Annotated in this window: 19 protein-coding genes and 3 pseudogenes; 14 read left to right on the forward strand and 8 right to left on the reverse strand. The window is 59.6% G+C overall.

The features are described from left to right. The first annotated feature begins 80 nt into the window (after positions 1-80). Positions 81-1247 (forward strand): annotated as a pseudogene (locus AO277_RS20600) (MFS transporter). Here the strand turns inward: AO277_RS20600 and AO277_RS20605 are convergent. Both AO277_RS20605 and AO277_RS20610 read right to left on the reverse strand, forming a co-directional pair. After that, complete coding sequence (locus AO277_RS20605; protein ID WP_044318711.1) at positions 1244-2824, reverse strand: phospholipase D family protein; 1581 nt, start codon at positions 2822-2824, stop codon at positions 1244-1246. The pseudogene AO277_RS20600 and the gene AO277_RS20605 sit on opposite strands and share 4 nt — an antisense overlap. Positions 2825-2896: 72 nt before the next feature. Then, entirely contained in the window at positions 2897-4318 is a 1422-nt protein-coding gene (locus AO277_RS20610; protein ID WP_044318710.1) for an aminotransferase-like domain-containing protein, read from the reverse strand. A 175-nt stretch (positions 4319-4493) separates the two neighbouring features. Here AO277_RS20610 and AO277_RS20615 point away from each other — a divergent pair, with 175 nt between their 5' ends. After that, the gene (locus tag AO277_RS20615) at positions 4494-4745 is read left to right on the forward strand and encodes a DUF1127 domain-containing protein (RefSeq protein ID WP_004655331.1); all 252 of its coding nucleotides are present in this window, start codon (positions 4494-4496) and stop codon (positions 4743-4745) included. A 5-nt stretch (positions 4746-4750) separates the two neighbouring features. Here the strand turns inward: AO277_RS20615 and AO277_RS20620 are convergent, their stop codons facing one another. Next, positions 4751-6067 carry an NAD(P)/FAD-dependent oxidoreductase gene (locus AO277_RS20620; RefSeq protein ID WP_044318709.1) on the reverse strand — a complete coding sequence of 439 codons (1317 nt, stop codon included), beginning with the start codon at positions 6065-6067 and terminating at the stop codon, positions 4751-4753. Between the two features lie 105 nt (positions 6068-6172). On the opposite strand from AO277_RS20620, the gene AO277_RS20625 reads away from it, so the two are divergent. After that, positions 6173-6526: a YkgJ family cysteine cluster protein gene (locus AO277_RS20625; protein WP_044318708.1), complete on the forward strand. Its 354-nt coding sequence runs from the start codon at positions 6173-6175 to the stop codon at positions 6524-6526. A gap of 5 nt (positions 6527-6531) precedes the next feature. Here AO277_RS20625 and AO277_RS20630 read toward each other — a convergent pair whose 3' ends face one another. Further along, the gene (locus tag AO277_RS20630; protein WP_004655323.1) at positions 6532-7020 is read right to left on the reverse strand and encodes an Lrp/AsnC ligand binding domain-containing protein; all 489 of its coding nucleotides are present in this window, start codon (positions 7018-7020) and stop codon (positions 6532-6534) included. A gap of 157 nt (positions 7021-7177) precedes the next feature. On the opposite strand from AO277_RS20630, the gene dadA reads away from it, so the two are divergent. The 6 genes from dadA (at position 7178) to AO277_RS20660 (ending at position 13063) form a co-directional block, all read left to right on the forward strand. Next, positions 7178-8479: a D-amino acid dehydrogenase gene (gene dadA, locus AO277_RS20635; RefSeq protein WP_044318707.1), complete on the forward strand. Its 1302-nt coding sequence runs from the start codon at positions 7178-7180 to the stop codon at positions 8477-8479. Then, positions 8451-8804 (forward strand): RidA family protein, encoded by a 354-nt coding sequence (locus AO277_RS20640; protein WP_002551525.1) that lies wholly within the window; start codon positions 8451-8453, stop codon positions 8802-8804. The genes dadA and AO277_RS20640 overlap by 29 nt, the downstream gene beginning before the upstream one ends. 88 nt (positions 8805-8892) lie before the next feature. Beyond that, the gene (alr, locus tag AO277_RS20645) at positions 8893-9966 is read left to right on the forward strand and encodes an alanine racemase (protein ID WP_044318706.1); all 1074 of its coding nucleotides are present in this window, start codon (positions 8893-8895) and stop codon (positions 9964-9966) included. A 124-nt stretch (positions 9967-10090) separates the two neighbouring features. Beyond that, positions 10091-10639, forward strand: coding sequence for a cupin domain-containing protein (locus AO277_RS20650; RefSeq protein ID WP_044318713.1), 549 nt, complete (start codon positions 10091-10093; stop codon positions 10637-10639). Positions 10640-10663: 24 nt separating this feature from the next. Further along, positions 10664-10987 carry a c-type cytochrome gene (locus tag AO277_RS20655; protein WP_002551527.1) on the forward strand — a complete coding sequence of 108 codons (324 nt, stop codon included), beginning with the start codon at positions 10664-10666 and terminating at the stop codon, positions 10985-10987. Between the two features lie 114 nt (positions 10988-11101). After that, positions 11102-13063, forward strand: coding sequence for an acetyl-CoA hydrolase/transferase C-terminal domain-containing protein (locus tag AO277_RS20660; protein WP_044318705.1), 1962 nt, complete (start codon positions 11102-11104; stop codon positions 13061-13063). 6 nt (positions 13064-13069) lie between these two features. Here the strand turns inward: AO277_RS20660 and AO277_RS20665 are convergent. Then, positions 13070-13590 (reverse strand): annotated as a pseudogene (locus AO277_RS20665) (Mpo1 family 2-hydroxy fatty acid dioxygenase). An 81-nt stretch (positions 13591-13671) separates the two neighbouring features. Between AO277_RS20665 and AO277_RS20670 the strand changes: the two are divergent. The 5 genes and pseudogenes from AO277_RS20670 (at position 13672) to gcvH (ending at position 19051) form a co-directional block, all read left to right on the forward strand. Then, positions 13672-14387: pseudogene (locus AO277_RS20670) on the forward strand (Crp/Fnr family transcriptional regulator). Positions 14388-14497: 110 nt separating this feature from the next. Further along, positions 14498-15499, forward strand: coding sequence for an extracellular solute-binding protein (locus AO277_RS20675; RefSeq protein WP_044318704.1), 1002 nt, complete (start codon positions 14498-14500; stop codon positions 15497-15499). Between the two features lie 270 nt (positions 15500-15769). Continuing rightward, positions 15770-17386 carry an ABC transporter permease gene (locus tag AO277_RS20680; protein ID WP_044318703.1) on the forward strand — a complete coding sequence of 539 codons (1617 nt, stop codon included), beginning with the start codon at positions 15770-15772 and terminating at the stop codon, positions 17384-17386. A 152-nt stretch (positions 17387-17538) separates the two neighbouring features. Beyond that, on the forward strand, positions 17539-18621 hold the full coding sequence (gene gcvT / locus AO277_RS20685) for a glycine cleavage system aminomethyltransferase GcvT (RefSeq protein ID WP_005731645.1): 1083 nt from the start codon (positions 17539-17541) through the stop codon (positions 18619-18621). Positions 18622-18664: 43 nt separating this feature from the next. After that, a complete protein-coding gene (gcvH, locus tag AO277_RS20690; protein ID WP_002551534.1) occupies positions 18665-19051 on the forward strand; it encodes a glycine cleavage system protein GcvH in 387 nt (128 codons plus the stop codon). Positions 19052-19120: 69 nt separating this feature from the next. Here gcvH and AO277_RS20695 read toward each other — a convergent pair whose 3' ends face one another. The 3 genes from AO277_RS20695 to AO277_RS20705 all read right to left on the reverse strand — a co-directional run bounded on the left by AO277_RS20695 (position 19121) and on the right by AO277_RS20705 (position 21825). Then, on the reverse strand, positions 19121-19441 hold the full coding sequence (locus tag AO277_RS20695) for a DUF2388 domain-containing protein (RefSeq protein ID WP_002551535.1): 321 nt from the start codon (positions 19439-19441) through the stop codon (positions 19121-19123). Positions 19442-19582: 141 nt separating this feature from the next. Further along, positions 19583-21367: a type IV pilus assembly ATPase TfpB gene (gene tfpB / locus AO277_RS20700; RefSeq protein ID WP_005731646.1), complete on the reverse strand. Its 1785-nt coding sequence runs from the start codon at positions 21365-21367 to the stop codon at positions 19583-19585. A 110-nt stretch (positions 21368-21477) separates the two neighbouring features. Continuing rightward, positions 21478-21825, reverse strand: a complete 348-nt coding sequence (locus AO277_RS20705) for an ACT-like domain-containing protein (protein ID WP_002551537.1) — start codon at positions 21823-21825, stop codon at positions 21478-21480. Between the last annotated feature and the right edge of the window lie 14 nt (positions 21826-21839).

Below are 21839 nucleotides of genomic sequence, written 5' to 3' on the forward strand. Positions count from 1 at the left end.
GCGACGCTCCGCGTCGCATGCCGTTCTGGACGCTCTGCGTCCGGTCTTGATTGCGCCGTTAGGGCAGCAGGAGCTTGATAATGCGTTGGGGTACTTATTTTGCCGTGCTGGCGTCCGTGTTGGGCGTCGGGCTGGCAATGGGCGTCAGCATGCCGCTGGTTTCATTGCGTCTGGCAGGCTGGGGCTACGGCTCGTTTGCCATTGGCATCATGGCGGCGATGCCTGCGGTGGGTGTGTTGGTGGGTGCGGCGCTGGCCAGTCGTCTCGCCGCGCGCTTCGGTACCGCCAAGCTGATGCGCCTGTGCCTGTGGGGCGGCGCCGTTTCGGTCGGCGCACTGGCGCTGCTGCCGTATTACGGAGTCTGGCTGGTCTTGCGTCTGGCGCTCGGGGTGATTCTGACCATCGTCTTTGTGCTGGGTGAAAGCTGGATCAACCAACTGGTGATCGAGCGTCTGCGCGGACGGCTGGTAGCGCTGTATGGCAGCACTTACGCCTTGAGCCAACTGGCTGGCCCGCTATTACTGGGCGTTATCGGCACTCAGGCCGACTACGGCTTCTGGATTGGCGTGCTGCTACTGGTCGGCTCCCCGTTCCTGCTGCTGGGTCGCACGGGGGCGCCATCGACTGAATCCTGCAACGTGACCTTCACTGCAACGTGACCTTCACTGATCTGGCGGGCTTCTGTCGCGGCATGCCCGCTATCGCCTGGGCAGTGGCGCTATTCGCTGCATTCGAAGCCTTGATCCTCACGCTACTGCCGCTCTACTGCATACGCCACGGGTTCACCCCGGAAATCGCCCTGATCATGGTCAGTGTGGTGGTGATAGGTGACGCGTTACTGCAGCTGCCGATCGGCATGCTCGCTGATCGCATCTCGCGCCGCGCAATGTTTACCGGATGCGCCGTTTTGTTGCTGGCGTCCAGTCTGCTGGTGCCGTTACTGATCGATACCGCACTGATCTGGCCGCTCTGGACAGTGTTCGGTGCCAGTGCTGGGGGGGCTGTTTACCCTGTCGCTGATCCTGATCGGCGAGCGTTATCGCGATGACTCACTGGTCCGCGCCAATGCGCATGTCGCTCAACTGTGGGGCATCGGGTGTCTGATCGGGCCCCTGATAGCGGGCGCGGGAAGTCAGTGGGTCAGCGGTGAGGCCTTGCCGCTGCTGATGGCGGCAGGTGCCTTTGGCCTGCTGATTCTGATCAGGCGACGTGGAGCGTTCGGGGTTGCCCAGGCTGCGCCCGCCTAAAGCATTCTTTCCAGGCCAATGGCACGGCTCATCCATGCGTTGAAACGTCGCCACCAGTCACCGGGTTCGGTGTGCAGCGTGTGGATCTGGCCATTGTCTTCGGTCACCCACACCACTTTGCCATCCTCCAGCTTCGCCTGGTAAGTGAGCGAGGGAGCCATACCCTGAAGCGTCAGTTCGCGCAGCTCTTCGGCCAGTTGCGGACTGTCGACCAGCACGCCGACTTCGGTGTTCCACAGCACAGAACGCGGGTCGAAATTGAATGAGCCGACAAATACTTTCTGCCGATCGAAGATCATCGCCTTGCTGTGCAGGCTTGATTCCGAACTGGCCAACGAGCTGCTTTTCTTGAACAAGTGCGGACCGCTGCCGCGCATGGTTTCGGTATCGCCAGGCTGTCGGCGCAGCTCGAAGAGCTTCACGCCATGCTCCAGCAGGGCCTTGCGGTAAGGCGCGTAGCCGCCATGCACGGCAGGCACGTCGGTGGCTTCCAGTGAATTGGTCAGCAGGCTGACGTTGACGCCGGCATCGGCACGGCCGGTCAGGTACAGCAAACCTTCCTGACCCGGTACAAAGTACGCCGAAATCAGCATCAGTTCCTTGCGAGTGTTCAGCAGCTCGGGGGCCAGTTGCGTGGTCAGTAGCAGGTGCGGATCCGGATCTCCCTGCGCCAGTACCTTGGTCGGCGCGTCCCACAATGCCTGGTTGTGCGCCCAGACCAGCTCGTTGAGCCAGGTCTTCATGCGTGGCTGAGTCTTGTAGGCCATCAATCGCTCATACAGAGCCTTGTGTTGCTGATGCGCCTGCTCCAGTGAATCGTCCAGTCGCTGCCGCGCCTCGGCCAGATCCTCACCGTCGGGCAGGAAGTACATGAACGCATCGATGGGCTTGCTGAGCGTGCTGTTCCAGTATTGATCGAAGCTCTGGCCGAGCTTTTCGGCGACCGGTCCCACGCTTAGCATGTCGATATCGGTGAAGTTCAGGTTCGGCTCGGCGTCGAAGTATTCATCGCCCAGATTGCGCCCGCCAACGATGGCCACACTGCTGTCGGCCAGCCACAGCTTGTTGTGCATGCGCCGGTGCTGACGCGACAGGTTCATCAAGCGCCCCAGGCTGCGCGTGATGCCGGTCTCGCGCCCCAGATTTTGCGGGTTGAACAGGCGAATCTGAATGTTCGGGTGCGCGGCGAGGGTGGCGATGGCCTGATCCAGCCCGTCGCTGGTGGTGTCGTCCAGCAGGATGCGCACCCGCACGCCACGGTCTGCCGCTTTGAGCAGTTCGTCGATCAGAGCGCGCGTGCTCAGGCCGTCATGGACGATGTAATACTGCAGGTCGAGGCTGCTTTTGGCGTTACGGATCAGTTCGGCGCGCGCCTTGAATGCATCGCTGCTGTCGGGCAGCAGGCGAAAGCCGGAACGCCCGTCGTGGGGCATCGCCATGGCTTGAATAGAGCGGCCGAAAGCAGAACTTGATGGCGGCATGGCCTGGCTTGGCTCGCTGGCAAGTTGCTGATGTGCGCAACCGCTGACGCACAGTGCAACCAGCAGGCAAAAGAGCAAGGCCCATGAGTTATTCAAATTGATCTTCCGCGTCTGTACATGGCTCGACTTGGCGTTATGACCCGAAAAACCGGGAAAGATTTGCCAGCGTCAGTCAGTTTGCGCATTCAGTAGTGCAATTGTCTCGCCCACGATACGCACAGCGTTCTCGATTTCGCGGCTCGGTTTGGCTGCGAAGTTCATGCGCATGCAGTTCCGGTACTTGCCCGAGGCGAAAAAAATACTGCCCACCGCGATCTGTACACCCTTGCCCAGCAGCGCGCGGTTCAGGCGCAGCGTGTCGAAGCCTTCGGCCAGTTCCACCCACAGCATGAAACCGCCTTGCGGGCGGCTGGCGCGGGTGCCTTCGGGAAAGTAGCGCATCACACAGTCGATCATCTGGTCGCGACTGCGCTGGTATTGGGTTCTCATGCGCCTTACATGCGGCTCGTAATGGCCGCCTTCGATGAAGTCGGCGATGGCCAACTGTGGCTGCGGTGCAGTCGAGCCAGTGCCGATGTATTTCATGTGCAGCACCTGCTCCAGATACCGCCCCGGCGCTACCCAGCCAATCCGCAGGCCGGGTGCCAGGGTCTTGGAAAACGAGCTGCACAGCAGGACACGACCGTCTTCATCGAAGGATTTGATGGTGCGCGGGCGAGGGTAGTTGTAAGCAAGATCGCCATACACATCGTCCTCGATGATCGCCACATCGAAACGTTGCGCCAGCGTCAGCAACGCACGTTTGCGGGCTTCGGGCATGACGTAACCCAGCGGGTTGTTGCAATTGGGCGTCAGCTGAATGACCTTGATCGGCCATTGCTCAAGGGCCAGTTCCAGCGCCTCGAGGCTAATGCCGGTCAATGGGTCGGTGGGAATTTCGAGGGCCTTCATGCCCACACCCTTGAGCGTCTGCATGGCGCCGAAGAAACTGGGCGAGTCCACCGCAACGATGTCACCCGGCGAGCAAATGGCACGGACGCTCGCTGACAGCGCTTCATGGCAGCCATTGGTGACGATCAGGTCATTGGCGGTCAGGTTGCAGCCCGAGTCGAGCATCAGTCGGGCGATTTGCTCACGCAGCCTGCGAACGCCGTAGATGTTGTCGTAATACAGCCCCGGCATGTCTTGGTGGCGACTCAACTGACTCAGCGCGCGCATCAACGGTTTCAGGGTAGGGCTGGTGACATCGGGCATGCCGCGCCCCAGTTGCGTGACCGCTCCGAGAGGCGCCACCCGAATCAGGTCCAGCACCTGATCCCATTGAGAGATATCCACAGGCCGCTGGACCGGTCGCCCGACAGCAGGCAACGCAGGTGCCGCTCGACTGACCGATACGAAATAGCCGGATTTGGGTTTCGGCGCTGCCAGGCCGTTGTCCTCCAGCACCCGATACGCTTGCTGCACGGTGCTCAGGCTGACGCCATGTTCGACACTTAACGCACGCACCGATGGCAGGCGGTCGCCAGGGCGGTAGAAGCCGTTTTCGATCCGCGAGCCGAGCAGTTCGGCGAGGTTGACGTAAAGCGTCATGACGTACTCTCAGGCTGGTGAATGTGGTATAGCAATACAGATTGGGCAAAAATATAGCATTCAGTGCTGTTTTCGCCTCATCTGTATGGAAAATATAACCTGTTTTTGAATCTGTAATGGTTCGGCCGTTCGTTTCATCATAGACCCACACCCACCCAGGATGAGGGAATCGGAAATGAACGGGTTCAGCGATGTACGCCTCGCGCTTCACAGCCAGGAATTGAATGACTATCGGCCAACTGCGGTCAGAACGGTCCGCTCAAACAAGGCCGATCTGTTGGCGGGCATGGGTCGCTGGGCGCTGTATCGTCACCGCTGGGCCTCTCGCCGCACCTTGCTGGAGCTGACGGACGATCAGTTGCGCGACATCGGGCTGGATTTCCAGCAGGCGCGGGTCGAAGCGATGAAACCGTTCTGGAGGCCCTGAGCCTTTCAGCGCAGCTCTTTGAGCCGGTGCCAGAGCATGCCCAATGCCAGTAACGGCGAGCGCAAGTGTTTACCGCCCGGAAAGGTCATGTGTGGCACTTTGGCGAATAACTCGAAGCCATCGCTGTGTTGCCCGGCGATGGCTTCGGCCATCAAGCGACCTGCAAGGTGTGTCGCGTTCAGACCATGCCCCGAATAAGCCTGCGCATAAAAAACGTTGGGGTGCTGCTTGAGCTGGCCAATTTGCGGCAGGCGATTGGCACCGATGCCGATCATCCCACCCCACTGGTAATCGATCTTCACTGAGGCCAGTTGCGCAAACACATCGAGCATCTTCGGCCGCATGTAAGCGGCGATGTCCCGTGGGTCGCGGCCCGAATAGTGACAGGCGCCCCCGAACAGCAAACGCCGATCCGCTGACAGCCGGTAGTAATCTACAGTCACGCGCTGATCACAGACCGCCATGTCCTGCGGCAACACTTCCCGGGCCTGAGCCTCGCTCAAGGGTTCGGTCGCGATGATGTAACTGCCCGCGGGCAATACCTTGCCGCTTATTTCCGGATTCAGATCGTTGAGGTAGGCATTGCAGCCCAGCACCAGAGTTTTCGCCAGCACCGCCCCCTGAGCCGTATGCACTTTGACCTGCGGGCCGTAGTCGATTCTCGTCACTGCAGAATGTTCGAACAACCGAACGCCCAATGACTGCGCTACGGCAGCTTCTCCCAAAGCCAGATTCAACGGGTGCAGATGTCCGGAACCCATGTCGATCAAACCGCCGACGTAACGGTCGGAGCCTACGACACTGCGCATCTGATCGGCTTGCAGCAACTTAAGCTCATGACGGTAACCCAGGCTGCGCAGTTCATCGGCATCTTCGGCAAGGCTGTGCAGGTCGCGCGGCTTGTTGGCCAGGTCGCAATAACCCCATTTCAGGTCGCAATCGATAGCGTGCCGCTCGATGCGCTGACGCACGATATCGACCGCCTCAATGCCCAGCAGCTTCAGCTGCCGCACACCCTCGCTGCCGATGACATTGGCGAACTGCTCGACGCCGTGGCCGACCCCGCGAATCAGCTGGCCGCCATTGCGTCCGCTGGCACCCCAGCCAATCCTGCGTGCCTCAAGCAACGCGACACTCAGCCCGCGCTCGGCCAGTTCGATGGCAGTGTTGAGGCCGGAAAATCCGCCGCCCACCACGCACACATCAACCTTCACCTCGCCTTGCAGCGCAGGGTGATCCGGTTGCGGATGGCTGCTGGCGGCGTAGTAGGAGGCAACATGCTGGTCGTCGTGAAGAGTCGGGTGCTGAACGCGGGCGTTCATGAGCGGGTCCTGTTGGTGGCGGTTTGCGTGTGGGGAGGATAAGCCGCTGTCATGAGCCTGCCAACTGGGGCAAACTCAGCGCATTGTGTAGGAATGGTTGATTCAATGAGCTGCAACCGTCAGAAAATAAGTGATCTGCGCCGCCAGATTCCCTCGTTCGAGTGTGTGCCTGGCTGCCACGACTGCTGCGGCCCGGTTACCACGTCGCCCGAAGAAATGTCGCGCCTGCCGCGCAAGACTGCCGCCGAACAGGACGCCGCGCTCAATGAGCTCAATTGCGTGCACCTTGGCCCACAGGGCTGCACCGTGTATGACGAACGCCCGTTGATCTGCCGTCTGTTCGGCACCACCGACAGCCTGCCATGCCCGAATGGCCGTCGCCCGGTCGAACTGATTCACCCGCGGGTAGAGAAGCAGATACACGAATATATGGCTTCCACCCGACAAGTGCTGGTCTAGCGCAATCAGTCGGCAATCGGCAGGTTCAGGCTCTCTTTCACTTCTTCCATCACGATATAGCTCTTGGACTCGCGCACGTGCGGCAGTTTGAGCAGGATATCGCCCAGTAGTTTGCGGTAGGACGCCATCTCGGAAATGCGCGCCTTGACCAGATAGTCGAAGTCGCCTGATACCAAGTGGCACTCCAGCACATGCGGAAGCTTCAACACGGCACGGCGGAACTCCTCGAAGGTATCGCCGGACTTGTAGTCCAGACTGATTTCCACAAACACCAGCAGGCTGGCCTTCAGGCTTTGCGGGTTCAGACGGGCGTTGTAGCCCATGATGATCCCCTCGCGTTCCAGCCTGCGAACCCGCTCGGTACAGGGTGTGGTCGAGAGGCCGACGCGCTCGCCCAGTTCGGTAAACGAGATACGCCCATCTGCCTGGAGGATGCGCAGGATATTGCGGTCGATCTTGTCCAGTTCACGATTTGACTGGTGTTGAGTGCGCATGGGTTATTTCCCCTCTACCAAAGCGTTTATCGCCGGGAATAAACGCCAAATATAGATGTTTATAAAGTGAGAAGCACTGCCCATTGCTCAATATACTGCGCACATTCTTGCTTAAAACTTCAAAACGTCAGCGGATATCCGCGATGAGGTCATCTACATGCGCGTTCTGGTCCTTGGAAGTGGTGTCATCGGTACAACCAGTGCTTATTATCTGGCGCGTGCCGGTTTTCAGGTGACCGTGGTAGACCGCCAGCCAGCCGCCGCCATGGAGACCAGCTTTGCCAATGCCGGCCAGGTCTCGCCAGGCTATGCCTCGCCATGGGCCGCGCCGGGTGTTCCGCTGAAGGCGATCAAGTGGTTGCTGCAGCGCCACGCGCCATTGGCGATCAAGGCCACGGCAGATATAGATCAATACCTGTGGATGGCGCAAATGCTGCGCAACTGCACCGCCAGCCGCTATGCCGTGAATAAAGAGCGCATGGTGCGCCTGTCCGAATACAGCCGCGATTGCCTGGATGAACTGCGCTTCGAGACCGGCATCGCCTATGAAGGGCGCAGCCTGGGCAGCACACAGTTGTTCCGGACCCAGGCCCAGCTGGACAACGCCGCCAAGGATATTGCCGTGCTTGAGCAGTCCGGTGTTCCGTACGAGCTGCTCGATCGCGACGGCATCGCCCGTGTCGAGCCCGCACTGGCCGGTGTGACCGGCATTCTCAGCGGTGCGCTGCGTTTGCCCAATGACCAGACCGGCGATTGCCAGTTGTTCACCACGCGCCTTGCAGAAATGGCTGTAGAGCTGGGTGTCGAGTTCCGCTACGGACAGAACATCGAGCGCCTCGACCACGCTGGCGACCGCATCAATGGTGTGTGGATCGACGGTAAGCTGGAAACAGCCGACCGCTACGTGCTGGCGCTGGGCAGCTATTCTCCGCAACTGCTCAAACCGCTGGGTATCAAGGCTCCGGTTTACCCGCTGAAGGGCTATTCGCTGACGGTGCCGATCACTGACCCGGCCATGGCTCCGACCTCGACCATTCTCGATGAAACCTACAAGGTCGCCATCACCCGCTTCGACAACCGCATCCGGGTCGGCGGCATGGCGGAAATCGCCGGTTTCGACCTGTCGCTCAACCCTCGTCGACGCGAAACACTGGAGATGATCGTCGGTGACCTCTATCCTCAGGGTGGCGACCTGAGCCAGGCCAGTTTCTGGACCGGGTTGCGTCCGACCACTCCCGATGGCACACCGATTGTGGGTGCAACACCGTTCCGTAACCTGTTCCTCAATACCGGCCATGGCACATTGGGCTGGACGATGGCGTGTGGTTCCGGTCGCTTGCTGGCAGACCTCATTGCCCGCAAGACACCCCGTATCAGTGCCGAAGGCCTCGATATTTCTCGTTACGGCAACACTCAGGAGAATGCACAGCATGTCAATCCAGCGCCAGCTCACCAATGAGCGCATGAGTCAGGTCGTTGTCCACAACGGCACCGTCTATCTGTCGGGCCAGGTCGGCGATGACATGACTGCAGGTGTCGAGCAACAGACCCGCGAGGTTCTGAACAGTATCGAGCGCCTGCTCGACCTGGCCGGTACTGACAAGACTCGCATTCTGTCGGTCACGATCTATCTGAAAGACATCGATGCTCATTTTGCCGGCATGAACAGCGTCTGGGACAAATGGCTGCCCAAGGGTGTCGCGCCTGCGCGTGCAACCGTCGAGGCCAAGTTGTGCGAGCCGGAAATCCTCGTCGAACTGTCGGTTGTCGCCGCGCTGCCTTGAGTCTGCTGTCTTTATACTGTTGTGCCCGACGCATCTCTGCGTCGGGGTTTTTCTGACCCTTTTCACCCTTCAGGCAAGAAACGTCATCATGCGTCCAGCCCGCGCCTTAATTGATCTTCAGGCACTGCGTCACAACTACCAACTGGCTCGTGAAAACAGCGGCGGCAAAGCGCTCGCGGTGATCAAGGCCGATGCCTATGGTCACGGTGCGGTACGTGTTGCCCAGGCACTGGAAGCCCAGGCCGACGGTTTCGCAGTGGCCTGCATCGAAGAAGCGCTCGAGCTACGCGCGGCAGGCATCCACGCACCTGTTCTGCTGCTTGAAGGTTTTTTCGAAGCCGATGAACTGGCGCTGATTGTCGAGCACAACTTCTGGACGGTCGTGCATTCGACCTGGCAGCTGGAGGCCATCGAGCAGGCGCAGCTCGCCAAACCTTTAACGGTCTGGCTCAAGATTGACACGGGCATGCACCGCGTCGGCCTGTACCCGCATGAATATCAGGCCGCCTATCAACGCCTGCTAGTAACCGGCAAAGTGGCCAGAGTCGTCCTGATGAGCCACTTCGCCCGCGCCGATGAACTGAACAGTGGATGCAGTGATGAACAGTTCGCTGTATTCGAGAGCTTTCGCAAAGGCCTGGTTGCAGAAACCAGCCTGAAAAACTCCCCGGCCGTTCTGGGCTGGCCGCATATTCCAAGCGACTGGTCGCGCCCCGGCATCATGCTCTACGGCGCTACGCCGTTTGGTCAGGCGCACCCGCTGGCTGACCGCCTGCAACCGGTCATGACCCTTGAATCGAAGATCATCAGTGTGCGTGAGCTGCCTGCCGGTGAAGCCGTGGGCTATGGCGCGACGTTTGTCTGTGATCGGCCATTGCGTATTGGCGTGGTGGCGATGGGGTACGCCGACGGCTATCCGCGTCATGCGCCGACCGGCACGCCTGTGCAGATCGACGGTCAGCCTTCCCGGCTGCTCGGGCGAGTGTCCATGGACATGCTTTGCGTAGACTTGACCGGCGTACCGCAGGCCGGGCTTGGCAGCCGGGTCGAGTTGTGGGGCAAGCACGTGCTCGCCAGTGAAGTGGCCAGACGGGCAGAAACGATTCCCTACGAAATCTTCTGCAATCTGCGTCGCGTTCCGCGTATCTATTCCCAAGACTGATCGAGCCCCTGTCCGTCAGGCCGCTGTATGTCTGGTGTCTGTCGAAGTGTTGTAAATATTGAACGCTGTTGCCATGATGGCGTTCATCTCGACTAGACCTGACAAAACCTGGGGGAATATCGCATTGGACGTGGGTGAACGACTGCAATCGATCCGCAAGCTCAAGGGCCTGTCCCAGCGTGAACTCGCCAAGCGCGCAGGCGTGACCAACAGCACCATCTCCATGATCGAAAAAAACAGCGTAAGCCCTTCGATCAGCTCGCTGCGCAAAGTGCTCGGCGGCATTCCCATGTCCATGGTCGAGTTTTTCTCGGAAGAAACCGTTCCGGAAAACGCAGCGCAGGTGGTGTACAAGGCCAGCGAGTTGATTGATATCTCGGACGGTGCCGTGACCATGAAGCTGGTCGGCAAGTCGCACCAGGGCCGTGCCATCGCCTTTCTTACCGAAACCTACCCGCCGGGTGCCGATACCGGTGAAGAAATGCTCGTCCACGACGTTGAAGAAACCGGAATCCTCGTCGAGGGGCGACTGGAGCTGGTGGTGGGTCTCGACACCTACGTACTGGAAGCCGGGGACAGCTATTATTTTGAAAGCACCCGGCCGCATCGCTTCCGCAACCCGTTCGACGTACCGGCACGATTGATCAGTGCGGCAACGCCAGCCAATTTCTGACCCGCCCCTTTCAGTGAGTGACGCGTGAAGCTGACCCGGAAGATTCTGAGCACCGCAGGCGTTCTGACGTTATGGGCGTTCAATGTGCAAGCCGCCGATACCGCCCGAGCCCCTGACGACATCATCGCCGCCCATTGCGTCGCGTGTCACAGCGTCGGCCTGCTCAACGCGCCGAAAACCGGTGACACGGCCGCCTGGGAAGAACGGGCCAGACAAAAAGGCGGCCTTGACGGCCTGCTGGCCAGCACCATCAAAGGCATTGGCATCATGCCGCCGAAAGGCACCTGCGGCGATTGCACTGACGACGAACTGAAGAGCGCTATCCAGAGCATGTCCGGGTTGAAGTGACGTGCACTCCGTTCTCACGCTGGAGCGTGGGAACGATAGTTGCGCAGCGAGCATGCAGCAATTTCAGATTGCCACCGGTCCAAGCTGCACCAATAACAATTCAGGAGAGCTGGGATGCCGTATTCCTGTTCCATCGAGCACGCTGTCGATCACGTTCTGGCGCAATTGCCCGAGCATATTCACCTCGGCATGCCGCTCGGGCTGGGTAAGCCCAATCGGTTCGTCAATGCGCTGTACCAGCGCATCAGCCAGTTGCCCGAGCGACGGCTGACGATCTACACCGCGCTGACACTCGGGCGGCCAACGCCGGGAGAGGGTTTGCAGGCGCGGTTTCTGGAACCGTTTCTGGAGCGGGTCTTCGGTGACTATCCGGAACTGGAGTTTCTAGCCGCGCTGCGTCGCGACAAACTTCCACACAACATTCGCGTGCAGCAATTCTTCATGCAGCCGGGCAGCCTGCTGAACAGCGAGTCAGCCCAGCAAGACTACGTCAGCAGCAATTACAGTCATGCCGCCCGCGATATCAATGCCAACGGCCTGAATCTGGTCGCGCAACTGGTGTCCCGTGACGATCAGTACCCGGGCAAGCTGAGCCTGAGTTGCAACCCTGATGTGACCCTCGACCTGCTGCCCATGATCGCCAAACGCCGCGCCGCCGGAGAAACCATCCTTATGCTGGGTCAGGTCCACGCCGACCTGCCTTACATGCCGGGCGACTCGGAGCTGGATGTCGATGCGTTTGACCTGCTGATCAACGAAGATGAGCGCAGTACGCTGTTTTCCACCCCGAACATGCCGGTGGGTTATCAAGACCATTTGATTGGTCTGCATGCCAGTACACTGGTGCGCGACGGCGGCACGCTACAGATCGGCATCGGCTCGATGGGCGATGCGCTGACCGGCGCACTGCTGGCCAGGCAAGCCGACAATGAAACCTGGCGCAGTCTGCTGGCCGAGTTGAACATGAGTAACTGGCAGACCCTGATCGACCGCGAAGGCGGCGTTCAGCCGTTCGCCAGCGGCCTTTACGGTTGCAGCGAAATGTTCGTCAACGGTCTTTTGGTACTGGCCGATGCCGGGATCGTGCGACGCAAGGTGTATGCCGACGTAGAGCTGCAACGGCTGGCCAACCTGGGCACGCTGGATGAAGACGCCCATCCTGATGGCGTGGTGGTGCACGGTGGTTTTTTCCTCGGTCCTCGCAGTTTCTACGAGCGATTGCGCGAGCTGCCCGCCGAGCGACTGGCGCAGTTCAACATGACTGCCATCAGCTATATCAACGAGCTTTACGGTCAGGAAGAACTCAAACGCCTGCAACGCCGCGATGCGCGCTTCATCAACAGTGCATTCACCGTCACCCTGATGGGCGCAGCCGTGGCCGATCAATTGGAAAATGGCCGAGTGCTCAGCGGTGTGGGTGGCCAATACAACTTTGTGGCGCAGGCTCACGTCCTGGAGGGCGCTCGTTCGATCCTGATGCTGCGCAGCTGGCGTGAGTCAGGTGGCGAGGTCAGCTCCAATATCGTCTGGCAGTACGGCCACACCACGATCCCCCGGCACCTGCGCGATATTGTCGTGACTGAATACGGCATTGCCGATCTGCGCGGTCAGACCGACGCCACGGTGATTGAGCGCATCCTCAACATCACTGACTCGCGCTTTCAGCCCGGCTTGATCGAGCAGGCGCAAAAGGCCGGAAAGCTGCCCAAGGAATTCCGCCTTGATCCACGCTTCACAGAAAACACCCCGAAACGCCTCAAGGACACGGCATCGCGCTATCCGTCGCTGTTTACTGAATACCCGCTGGGATGCGATTTTACAGGTGAAGAGCGCGACCTGATGCGTGCGTTGAACTGGCTGAAGAGCAAGCTCAAACTCACCGAGATCCTCGAGTTGGGCAAGGCCACTCTGGACGCTCCCGACCCCGAAGCCTTTCCGGAGCACTTGCAACGAATGCAACTCGACCAGCCTCAGGGCTTGCGCGAAGAGTTGTATCAGCGACTGCTGCTGGCCGGGCTGCACCACACCAGCGGGACCAGCGGACTGACGGGCCAGAGCACGGAGACTGATCGTTAACGGTCGCTACATCGCAGCCTTACGGGTATTGCGCCCCACTGGGCCGGAGCGTTCTTCGATGGCGTGTTGCAGCGGTTTGCGCAAGCCCATCAGGAACGCCAGCTCCGCGATCACGAACAGCGGGCCGATGATCAGGCCAGTCACGTCATCGATAAACGCCGGTTTGCGCCCTTCGTAGTAATGGCCGATGAACTGGATGATCCAGCCGATCACAAAGAGCCCGACGCCCGCGCTCAGCCAGACCATGGTCGCCTGTTGCGCAAGGTTGGCCCCGGCCCAGATGCACAGTGCCAGCAGCACTGCCATGACCACGCCCAGCGGACGGTCCAGACGCAGATAGAAAATCGTCGAACCCAGGGCTAGCAGGGCCGCAGGCGAAACCCACACGCCGCTTACAGTCCAGCCCGGACGCGACAGAAGTACTGCCACGGCCAGTACAATGGAATGCCCACGAAGTGCGTCACGATATTGCGTGAATCACGGTGATACGCAGCGTATTGGCTGAGATGATCGACAAGGGTTTTCATTATTATTCCTGCCTGAGACGATGATCGGTTTGAGCCAGGATTGTTGTACAACACGCATGCCTGAAATAAAAGGGAGCAAAAATGACAAATGGAGTGTCGTGGCGGTCACGACTGCTATCCGATTACTGGTTTTCTCATTTACCTGCCGGTTTGCCGGTTTGCAGGATAGCCTGCTGGACGCTGCTCGCCAGCAGCGCAGGACGCCTGGCAGGACGCTGTTCGAGAAAGGCGATCTGCCTTGCGGTCTTTATGTGTTGCTGGAGGGCTGTGTGCGTATCGGCGCTGCCCATGAGCAGCGGCTTTCGGGTGTGGAGCCGATGCGTGCGCCTATGTGGTTTGGCGAAGTCTCGCTGTTCGACGGGTTGCCGCGCCGTTTCGAGGTCTGCTCACTGGAGCAAAGTATCTTTCTGCATGTCCCTCAGCAATTTCTGCTCGAGTTGCTCGACAGGCACCCGGAATATTGGCGCTGGTTTGCCGCGTTACTCAGCCAGAAAATCGGTTTGCCGCTGCAGAACCCCGAGAAAATGCGCCGACTGCCTCCCAGAGCGAGGGTCGCATGGCGTCTGTTGATGCTCAGTGAGGGTTATGGCCCGTTGAGCCATGCACGCCGCCTGATTGTGCTGGAGGACATTCAGGCCGTGGAGTGCCTCGCGCTATCCCCGCCGGCCTTGCTGGAAGTGCTTCAGGATCTGCATGAACGCAAGATCGGGCGCCTGGGAGAAGGGCAGCTGGAAGTGTTCGATGTGGACAAGCTGCGCAGGGTTGCGAACTTTTCCAAAGCCAGGACCGTTTGTTGATCAGGCTGTCAGCCAGAAACATCCGGTAACGGCTCCACTGCCTCTTCGATTGAGATAGCAAATGGGATTCACTACCATTTCGCCTCATTTGCGAACGCGAGATACCCCCGATGCAGGCAAGCAAGCGTCTTCTGGCTGCTCTGACACTGACTTTACTGGGCAGTACCGCTCAGGCTGCTGATGAAGTGGTGGTCTATTCGTCCCGGATCGACGAGTTGATCAAGCCGGTGTTCGATGCATATACGGCCAAGACCGGGGTGAAGATAAAGTTCATCACCGACAAGGAAGCGCCATTGATGCAGCGCATCAAGGCCGAGGGCGAGAATGCCACTGCCGACCTGTTGCTGACGGTCGATGCCGGTAACCTCTGGCAAGCCGAACAGATGGGCATTCTGCAGCCATTCACCTCACCGGTGATAGAAGCCAACATTCCGCCGCAATACCGCTCATCCACTCACGGCTGGACCGGCCTGAGCCTTCGCGCACGAACCATCGCCTACTCCACTGACCGGGTGAAACCTGTCGAGCTGACCACGTATGAAGCGCTGGCCGACAAGAACTGGGAAGGGCGCCTGTGCCTGCGCACCGCGAAGAAGGTCTACAACCAGTCGCTGACCGCTAGATTGATCGAAACCCATGGCGCCGAAGCGTCCGAGAAAATCCTCAAGGGCTGGGTGAACAACCTGTCCACCGATGTTTTTTCCGACGACATCGCAGTGCTTGAGGCGATCAACGCCGGGCAGTGCGACGTGGGCATCGTCAATTCCTACTATTACGGTCGCCTGCACAAGGAAAAACCTGACCTGGCGGTGAAGCTGTTCTGGCCGAATCAGGCGGACCGGGGTGTACACGTAAACCTGTCGGGTATCGGCCTGACCAAGTACGCACCGCACCCTGAGGCTGCCAAGGCGCTGGTCGAGTGGATGACCGGTCCCGATGCACAGAAGATCTTCTCAAGCGTCAATCAGGAGTTCCCGGCCAACCCGAACGTGGCGCCGTCAGAAGAAGTGGCGAGCTGGGGCCGGTTCAAGGCCGACACCATTCCGGTCGAAGTGGCAGGCAAGCGTCAGGCAGAAGCGATCCGCATGATGGATCGCGCGGGCTGGAATTGATTTAATACCCAGTGCCTGACTCTCGTTGATACGCTTCGCGCTCATTACACAAATCTTGAATAGCCCGAAAAGCGTGGCTTTCAGGCTTCTGCCCGCAAGGCGTAGGAGCGGACTTGTCCGCGAAAGGGCCGGTACATTCTCAGAAAATGCACTATCTGAACTGACGGCTTCGCGGACAAGTCCGCTCCTACGGCTTTCAGCCAGAATCAGAAGCAGACCTGTGCGCACGCTCTGCTTACCCTCTTGAACCCCCTCATTTCGAGAACCTCCTTGGCCCATCCTGTCCAACGCCGCTGGTACCCACTGGTCTTCGCCATCGCTGCGCTGGTGTTATTGCCGCTGAGCGTGCTGCTGCTGTCGTGGGAGACCATTGACCAACAGATATGGTCACACCTGCTGGAAACCCAGATGTCCCGTCTGCTGGGTAACACGTTGATTCTGGTGCTGGGTGTCGGTGTGGGTGTAACGCTGCTGGGGGTGAGTCTGGCGTGGCTGACCAGCCTGTGTGAATTTCCCGGGCGGCGCTGGCTGGACTGGGCGTTGATGCTGCCGTTCGCAATCCCTGCCTACGTACTGGCGTTTGTATTTGTCGGGCTGCTGGATTTTTCCGGCCCGGTGCAAACCCTGATGCGTGAATGGTTCGGCTCCGGCCTGCGCCTGCCTAGGGTGCGCTCCACCGGTGGGGTGATCATCGTGCTGGTGCTGGTCTTCTATCCCTATGTCTACCTGTTGGCGCGCACGGCGTTTCTGGCGCAGGGCAAGGGGCTGATGGAAGCTGCACGAGTGTTGGGCAACACGCCCTTGCAGGCGTTCTGGCGTGTGGCGCTGCCAATGGCGCGTCCAGCCATCGGTGCGGGCGTAGCTTTGGCGCTGATGGAGACCCTGGCCGATTTCGGTGCGGTATCAGTGTTCAATTTCGACACGTTCACCACCGCCATCTACAAGACCTGGTACGGCTTCTTCAGCCTGTCCAGCGCCGCGCAACTGGCCAGCCTACTGCTGTTGGCAGTCCTGGTGCTGCTGTATGGCGAACGTCGTGCCCGCGGTGCAAGCCGACCGACCAATGAACGGCCGCGTGGCGCTGCGCTTTATCCGCTTAGCGGTATCAAGGCCTGGGGAGCCAGTTTATGGTGCGGGCTGGTTTTTCTCTGTGCCTTCGTCGTGCCGGTGCTGCAATTGATTGTCTGGGTCTGGCAGCGCGGCCGATTCGACCTCGACGAGCGCTATACCGGCCTGATTTTGCAAACGCTCTATCTGGGCGGTATGGCGGCGTTGATCACTGTCAGCGTGGCGCTGATTCTGGCCTTCGCGCGGCGCATGGCACCCACACCTGCGATCCGCTCTGGCGTCAGCCTCGCCAACCTGGGTTACGCGCTGCCGGGTTCGGTACTGGCCGTTTCAATCATGCTGGCGTTCAGTTATCTGGACCGTGAGCTGGTCGTTCCGCTTTCCGGCTGGCTGGGCGGTGCAGGCAAGCCGTTGTTGCTGGGCAGCCTTTCGGCGCTGCTGCTGGCTTACCTTGTACGTTTCATCGCGGTCGCCTTCGGCCCGCTGGAGCACAGCCTGTCGCGTATCCGTCCCTCATTGCCTGAAGCCGCACGCAGTCTGGGGGTCAGCGGACCAAAGTTGTTTCTCAACGTGTATCTGCCGCTTTTGGTTCCGGGAGCCTTGAGCGCTGGGTTGCTGGTGTTCGTCGATGTACTCAAAGAGATGCCTGCGACCCTGCTGATGCGCCCGTTTGGCTGGGATACGCTGGCGGTACGCGTGTTTGAAATGACCAGCGAGGGTGAGTGGGCACGAGCGGCATTGCCAGCTTTGTCGCTGGTGCTTGTAGGATTATTACCCGTCATCGGGTTGATTCGTCGCTCTGCCCGTCAGATTGGCTAGGTGCGGGCCCTTCACCTTGCCGCTACAATGCGCCGCAATTGGTGCGGTCTGTCAGAAAATTCGGCCAGCTGTAAGTGCTGCAAACTCCGGTTTATTGGGGGCTTGCCGATCTTTTCTGCCCGCACCTTCGCCACGCCCGGAAGGAGAAACCCATGGGACAGCGTACCCCCCTGTTCGACCTGCACCTCGCCCTTGGCGCGAAAATGGTCGATTTTGGTGGCTGGGACATGCCGTTGCATTACGGATCGCAGGTCGAGGAACACCATCAGGTGCGTCGCGACTGTGGGGTCTTCGATGTCTCACACATGAACGTGATCGATGTGGTTGGCCGTCAAGCCAGAACCTGGCTGCGTTACCTGCTGGCCAACGATGTGGAAAAACTGAAGACCCCGGGTCGAGCCTTGTACAGCGCCATGCTGGACGAAAGAGGCGGGGTCATCGATGACATGATCGTCTACCTCACGCCCGAAGGTTATCGGCTGGTGGTCAATGCCGCGACCGGGGTCAAGGATCTAGCCTGGATGCAGTCGCAGCTGGGCGACTTCGATGTACAACTGATCGCGCGCAGCGAAATGGCGATGCTCGCGATTCAGGGGCCAAAGGCCAGAACCCGTATCGCCGAGCTGGTTTCAAGCGCCCGCGCCGAACTGATCCACCAGCTCAAGCCGTTTGAAGGTCTTGATGATGGCGACTGGTTCATCGCGCGCACCGGTTATACCGGTGAAGACGGTCTGGAAATCATGCTGCCTGCCGAAGAGGCCCAGCGTTTTTTCAATGAACTGGTCGGCGCGGGTATCTCCCCGATCGGTCTGGGCGCTCGCGATACGTTGCGCCTGGAGGCAGGCATGAACCTGTACGGTCAGGACATCGGCGAGCATGTTTCGCCGCTGGCATCGAATATGGCCTGGAGCATTGCCTGGGAACCTGCCGACCGTGATTTTATCGGTCGCGAGGCGCTGGAGAGCGAACGGGCTGAAGGAACCGCCTTCAAACTCGTGGGATTGGTGCTCGAAGAGCGCGGCGTTTTACGGGCGCATCAGGTGGTACGTGTCGCAGAAGTTGGCGAAGGAGAGATCACCAGTGGTAGTTTCTCTCCTACGCTGAGCAAATCCATTGCTCTGGCGCGCGTTCCGATGGCAACCGCTGACCGGGCCGAGGTGGAAATCCGCGGCAAGTGGTATCCGGTGCGGGTGGTGCAGCCAGCGTTTGTGCGCCACGGCAAGGCCCTGATTTAACCTATGGCGGGTTTTCCGCTGACCCGATGTTGAGGATGACTAAATGAGCAATATTCCCGCCGAGCTGCGTTTCGCCGAAAGTCATGAATGGGCACGTGTTGAAGCAGATGGCACCGTGACCGTCGGCATCTCGGACCACGCACAGGAAGCGCTGGGCGATGTGGTCTTCGTCGAGCTGCCGGAAATCGGCAAAGTGTTTGCTGCCGCTGACACCGCTGGTGTTGTGGAGTCGGTCAAGGCTGCTTCGGATATCTACTCGCCGGTTGCTGGCGAGGTGATCGAAGTCAACGCAGCGCTGGGCGATTCGCCCGAGTCGCTCAACAGTGATCCGTACGACGCCTGGATCTTCAAGCTCAAGCCAACTGCCGCTGAAGCCGATCTGGCCAAATTGCTGGATGCTGCAGGTTACAAAAGCGCGATCGGCGAATAACCAATCGCCGGACAAAAAAATGCCGCTCATCGAGCGGCATTTTTTATGCGCAGTATTTGCCAGCAGGGCTTACTGGTTTTCAGCGACCAGATTCTTATCCAGGATCGCGTTGGCCAGTTCCATATCTGTGGCTTTCAGGCCTGGATTGTCTTTGCGTACCTGTTCGATGGCAGCTTCCAGGAACGGACCGCGGATGCCGCCGTCACTGGCGACGAAGCTGCCTGCATCGTCTTGGGCGGCAACGATCAGCTTGTGATCCTTGAAGGTCAGGTAAGTCGAGCCGGTGGTTGCACCGGAAGACAGCACATTACGCCAGAAGGTGTCAGCCATCGCTGAACCCATTGGGATGGAAAGCAAGGCTACGGTGGCGACAGCGAACTTGAGACGCATGATGAATTACTCCAGCTGTGGTTGTTCTGAGGGGTTGGATAGCCAAAGCTACGAACTAGTTCAATCAAGGTGTACCGCGTAGTTCACTTTAGCTGGCTCACCACGATGCACAGCCGTCTGGAACAACGCTTTCAACCCTGATCAGCGTTGCTCGCTCTGCGGTGTCACTCGCAGCACTTCCTCAAGTGTAGTCAGCCCTGCCGAGATTTTCTGGGCACCGGACAGACGCAAACTGCGCGTCCCTTCCTTGAAGGCCTGGCGACGCATGGCGGTCAGGTCCAGGTCCGCAGAAATCAATGCCTTGATGTTGTCGGACATGACCATGATCTCGTAAACCCCGGCCCGTCCCCGATAGCCGGTATCGCGACATTCCACACAACCGACCGCCTGATGTGCGCCGGGCGGTACGGGGGCCTGCCATGGGCGGGTCAGGGTTTGCCAGTCGGTTTCGTTCAGATTGATCGGTGCCTTGCAGTGCGGACACAGGGTCCGCACCAGACGCTGGGCCATGACGCCAAGGATGGTCGCCTTGAGCAGGTAATGCGGCACACCCAGCTCGAGCATACGGCTGATGGCGCTGGGTGCGTCGTTGGTGTGCAGCGTCGACAGCACCAAATGCCCGGTGAGTGCCGCCTGAATGGCCATTTCAGCGGTCTCCAGGTCGCGAATCTCGCCGATCATGATGATATCCGGGTCCTGTCGCATCAGCGCGCGCACGCCGGCGGCAAAGCTCAGTTCGATGTTGTGCTGCACCTGCATCTGGTTGAAGGCCGGCTCGACCATCTCGATGGGGTCTTCGATGGTGCACAGGTTGACCTCGGAGGTCGCCAGTTTCTTGAGGGTGGTGTACAGCGTGGTGGTCTTGCCCGAACCGGTCGGGCCGGTGACCAGAATGATGCCGTTGGGCTGACGGGTCATTTCCTGCCAGCGCCGCAGGTCGTCACTGGAGAAGCCCAGTTGGTCGAAGTCCTTGAGCAACACCTCGGGGTCGAAGATCCGCATGACCATTTTTTCGCCGAACGCGGTCGGCAGGGTCGACAGGCGCAACTCCACTTCACGATTTTCAGGCGTGGTGGTCTTGACCCGCCCGTCCTGTGGTTTGCGTTTTTCGGCGACGTTCATCCGCCCCAGGCTTTTCAGGCGGCTGACAATCGCCATGATCACCTGCGCCGGAAACTGGTAAACGTTATGCAGCACGCCGTCGATGCGAAACCGCACGGTGCCCTGTTCGCGGCGCGGCTCGATGTGAATATCGCTGGCGCGTTGCTGGAAGGCGTACTGGAACAGCCAGTCGACGATATTGACGATGTGCGCGTCGTTGGCGTCAGGCTCCTGATCGCTGGCGCCGAGCTTGAGCAACTGTTCGAAGTTGCCCATGTTGCTCATTTTTTGCTCAGAGGCGCTGGCACCGCTGACCGACTTGGCCAGCCTGAAAAACTCCATCGCCATGCGCTGGATGTCTGACGGGTTGGCGACCACACGTTTGATCTGCAGCTTGAGCACATGCGTCAGGTCGGCTTCCCATGAGCGCACATAAGGCTGCGCGCTGGCGATGGTCACCGATTCGCGATCGACCGCCACGGCCAGAATCTTGTGGCGCTGGGCAAAGGCGTAGGACATCAGTGGCGTGACCGCCGCGACGTTGATCTTCAGCGGATCGATACGCATGTAAGGCTGGCCACAGGTTTTGGCCAGCCAGGCGGTCAGGGTTTCCACGTCCAGCTTCTTGCCCGGCCGCTTGAGGTCGTCAAACTGCAGCGAAGCGAGAAACTCGAGGGGATGCAGCTGGATGTTCACCGCGCTGCGACGTTGGGTGAGTGCCGTTTCCGCGTCGTCCTGGCCGAGATAGCCTTCGGCAACCAGATCACGCAACACATCATTCAGATCGAGCCAGCGATCCTGTGAAGAGGGGGCCAGGGCTGCCATGTGGGCTCCTTGAGGCACTTCGTCATTGGACGATGAACAAGAGTAGACGCCAAGCGTGACAGCGTTACTCGTTCTATGCGACCGGGAATTGCCGAAGCGGCTAAATTGAGTCAGCCGGTCGCCAGGGCCACGTGCGTTTGTGGGCTGTTCTGCGCGTCGATCTGTTCGACTTCCACGGAGCATACATCGATCAGGTTACGCATTTTTTCGCCGATCACCTGCGCTCTGTGCCAGCTCAGGCTGGCAACTTGCAGGCCGATGAGCAGCGTCTTCTCTTGTCGCGCCACACTGAGCTGGTCGGGAATCAGGTACTGCATTGCAAACAGGTTCAGCACCTGACAAAGCAATGCAGGCTCGGCTGCAGCAACAATTTGGTAGCGCGCACAGCATGCCGCATTGCTGGATGACCAGTTGTCGGGACGCTGCAAGGGGGCGGTAACGGCTTCAAGGTCAGGCATGTGGATACTCCAGA

Origin of the sequence: Pseudomonas amygdali (genome assembly GCF_002699855.1) — a bacterium.
In the GTDB taxonomy this organism is placed as follows: domain Bacteria; phylum Pseudomonadota; class Gammaproteobacteria; order Pseudomonadales; family Pseudomonadaceae; genus Aquipseudomonas; species Aquipseudomonas amygdali.